A 3,448-nucleotide genomic window follows, 5' to 3' on the forward strand; every position below is an offset into this window, starting at 1 on the left:
TGTTTATGATTTCTTATCTTGTCCATCACCTGACCTCTTGATTGTCCAGCCATAGACCATTATACTGTCCTTATTAAGATAAAAGGAAAGGCTCCGGAGCCCTTCCCGCAAAAGATCGGCATCCGGAACCTTGGTAAACACCATGTATATTGTAACAGATTTTACAAGAAAAGGACAGCATATTTTTATCAGAGAGCAGTGAATTTCTTTGTCCCATATGTCAGAAAGGCAGTCTTATCTTCCGTGATTACTGCAGCCGTATCATAAGATACGAAGACGGAACACATGAATGGCTCAGAATTCCAAGGCATCAGTGCGGCAATGATAAGTGCCGCAGAATCCACCGGATGTTGCCTGACATACTTACGCCATTCAAGCACTATAATGAGGAAACCATATCGGGAGTTCTGGATGGCATTGTAACTCCTGAGGATGAGGATTCAGAAACATGTCCTTCGGAGGACACTATGATAAGATGGCATCACTGGTTTATTATCAATGAGTTTAACATAGAGGGTCATATGAAGTCGATAGGCTACAGACTGCTTGGTTTCAGCGAGGAACTGCTGGAAACAGGCATTTCACTGCTCAGTCACATGAGAAGTTCCATGCCGGCGTCCTGGCTTAAAACAGTCATGCGGTATATATACAATTCCGGAAATGCACTTGAGGCTTTCTACTGATTCCTGTTTTACCGACTTTGAATTAACTGTCCGGCATTCTGGCTGTATGATGTTTTCAGAAAGGAGACATACAGTCATGAATACAAGCAGAACTTTAATGAAAAAGCAGAACAGCGATGAGGCCGCGCTGAAAAAGTACACCATGATACTGCCGCTTCTGGATGAAAACCTGGATCCGGCTTCAGCGCATGAATTAAGGATATCAATTGCTGAGAAAAATGACATATCAGAGCGTACCGTGCGCAGATATGTAAGTACCTACAGGGAAAAAGGATTTGACGGACTCAAACCCGCAGAACGCACATACTATAGTAAAGATAACAAACCGGAAAACTATGATGAATTACTTGAGGATGCCATCCAGTTAAGGCGTGAGGTTCCGCGCAGATCCGTGGAACAGATAATCCTCATACTTGAATCGGAAGGAAAAGTCGCACCGGGAGTGCTGAAACGCTCTACGATGCAGAGGCATCTTTTTAATGCAGGGTTTGGTGCATCACACATGGATGTTTACAGTGATGCCAGAAAAAGCTCTTCAAAGCGTTTCTGCAAACCGCACAGGATGATGCTGATACAGGGAGATATCAAGTATGGTCCGAAACTTCCCATCGGGAAAAACGGGGCAATGGTGCAGACATATCTTTCATCTGCCATTGACGACCACTCGAGATTTATACTTGCTTCTGAGTTTTATGATAATCAGGAAGAACGCATAGTAGAGGATACCTTCAGAAAAGCCATCCTGAAGTACGGACGTTTTGACAAATGCTACTTTGATAATGGTTCACAGTACGTTGCAAAGCAGCTTAAACTCTCGCTTGCCAGGCTTTCGATACAGATCGCATTTGCACCTTTAAGAAGCGGAAAATCGAAGGGCAAAATAGAAAAATTTCATCAGGTAGTGGACGATTTCATTGCGGAAGCAAAGGCCAAAAAGATACGTACACTTGATGAACTGAATCATTACTGGAAAATTTTCCTTGAAGAATACTATCATAACAAAGCCCACGAAGGAATCAGGGAATACTACCGCAGCCTTAATGTATCTGTCCCTGATGAAGGAATTTCACCCCTGCAGGAATTCAACCGTGATACGCGGCAGCTTGTATACATGGATGCCGGTGTTGTAGGCGAGGCATTTATGTATCATGAATCAAGAAAGGTTGATAAAGGAGCTTGCATAAGCTTCCAGGGCAGAAGATATGAAACAAAACCAAAACTCATAGGAAAAACTGTAGAAATAGCATATGATCCTGCGGCACCTGAAATTATAACCATAAGCTCCGAAGGACTCGAATCGTTTCAGGCGAAGCCTCTTAAAATAGGTGAATACTGTGACCAGAGACAGTCTCTTCCTCCACAGATGAAAGCAGCCGAACCGGAGACATCACGTTTTCTTGATGCGCTTGAAAAGCAGCATGAAGAGACGAAAAAGCGCCGTGCAGATGCAATCTCATTCGGTGCATACAGGAGGGAGGTATAACGGATGTACGAGGATTTTTACCGTATGAAACATACACCTTTTTCAAGAAATGTACCTCCGGAGGATTTATATGAATCGGCAGCCATGGCTGACTGTCTCGGAAGGCTTTCATATGTTGCAGACAGACAGCTCTTTGCTGTAGTCACGGCAGATGCCGGCTGTGGAAAGTCAACGCTGATACGCAGGTTTTCAGCGAGTCTGCCGAAGGAAAAATATATCTTCCTTTACCTGTCGGATTCAAAGCTCACGCCAAGATGGTTTTATAAAGGACTTCTTGACCAGCTCGGACTTGAATCGAAATACTATCGTGGTGATGCCAAACGCCAGCTTCAGAAGGAAATAGAAATCATACGCGGCGTGCATGGACAGAAAGTGGTATGCGTGCTTGATGAAGCGCATCTGCTTGAAAAAGAAACAATAGAGGAATTCCGATTTCTTCTAAACTACAAATTTGATTCAGAAAGTCCTATGGCCCTGGTTCTGGTTGGGCAGTCAGAACTCTGGGAAGACAAGCTGAGACTCAAAAGGTATGATGCAGTAAGACAGAGAATAGACATAAACTGTGTTCTTCCCCACCTTGACAGGGCTGAAACAGAAAAATATATACAGTCTCATCTGAATTACGCAGGAGTAACAGACCGTGAACTGTTCAGCCGCAGGGCTGTTGATGAAATTTTCCGCATGTCATGCGGAATTCCAAGACTGATAAACCGTATCTGTGAAAAATCGCTTATGTATGGATGCCAGCAGAATCTGCAGGTGATAGATGATCAGGACGTTCTCTACGTCAGCGACCATGAGATGATAAGCGGAGGTGACCAGCTATGATACTTGACTATGAATATCCTGTTGTATATTTTAATGGTGATGATTACGAGGATTCAGATGTGATTAATAAAGCAGGACAGATTGAACTGCTTCAGATTTCACAAGAACCATACGAAGCCATTGTAAATGCTGAAGGATACAGCTTCCATATCCTGTTCGGTTCAAAAACAGGAGGAAACTTCCTGTGCATTCCGGGCTGGCGCATGGGATGTGAGCTGTCATACCTGAGTGATGTTTTCTGGAATCAGCGTTCAATCCTTGGGGATGATCAGCGATTTGGATATGAAAATGCAACTGCCGTTGCATATGCTTTAAAAAAACTTAAGGACGTTATTGAGTAAAATAAATCCGGGGCAGAAAGCCCCGGAAATGTAATCTTAATTGTGGCAATGAAATGAGCAGTTGCCGGACAAAAATGAGAGCTGAATTTGGACAAGATAAGGAATCACAAACA

The 3,448-nt window shown here is 43.4% G+C and carries 4 protein-coding genes; all 4 read left to right on the forward strand.

All coding sequences use genetic code 11. From position 1 onward, the window contains the following. Positions 1–215 precede the first annotated feature (215 nt). Complete coding sequence (locus ACTQ1L_RS15110) at positions 216–683, forward strand: DUF6431 domain-containing protein (RefSeq protein ID WP_441368075.1); 468 nt, start codon at positions 216–218, stop codon at positions 681–683. A gap of 76 nt (positions 684–759) precedes the next feature. Further along, positions 760–2,166: a DDE-type integrase/transposase/recombinase gene (locus ACTQ1L_RS15115; protein WP_441368071.1), complete on the forward strand. Its 1,407-nt coding sequence runs from the start codon at positions 760–762 to the stop codon at positions 2,164–2,166. 3 nt (positions 2,167–2,169) lie between these two features. Next, entirely contained in the window at positions 2,170–2,994 is an 825-nt protein-coding gene (locus ACTQ1L_RS15120) for an ExeA family protein (RefSeq protein WP_441368072.1), read from the forward strand. Continuing rightward, positions 2,991–3,335, forward strand: a complete 345-nt coding sequence (locus ACTQ1L_RS15125; protein ID WP_441368074.1) for a DUF6618 family protein — start codon at positions 2,991–2,993, stop codon at positions 3,333–3,335. Before ACTQ1L_RS15120 ends, ACTQ1L_RS15125 begins: the two co-directional genes overlap by 4 nt. Positions 3,336–3,448: the final 113 nt, after the last annotated feature.

The organism is Agathobacter sp. LCP21S3_B2 (genome assembly GCF_052118705.1).
Classification (GTDB): Bacteria; Bacillota; Clostridia; order Lachnospirales; family Lachnospiraceae; genus Roseburia.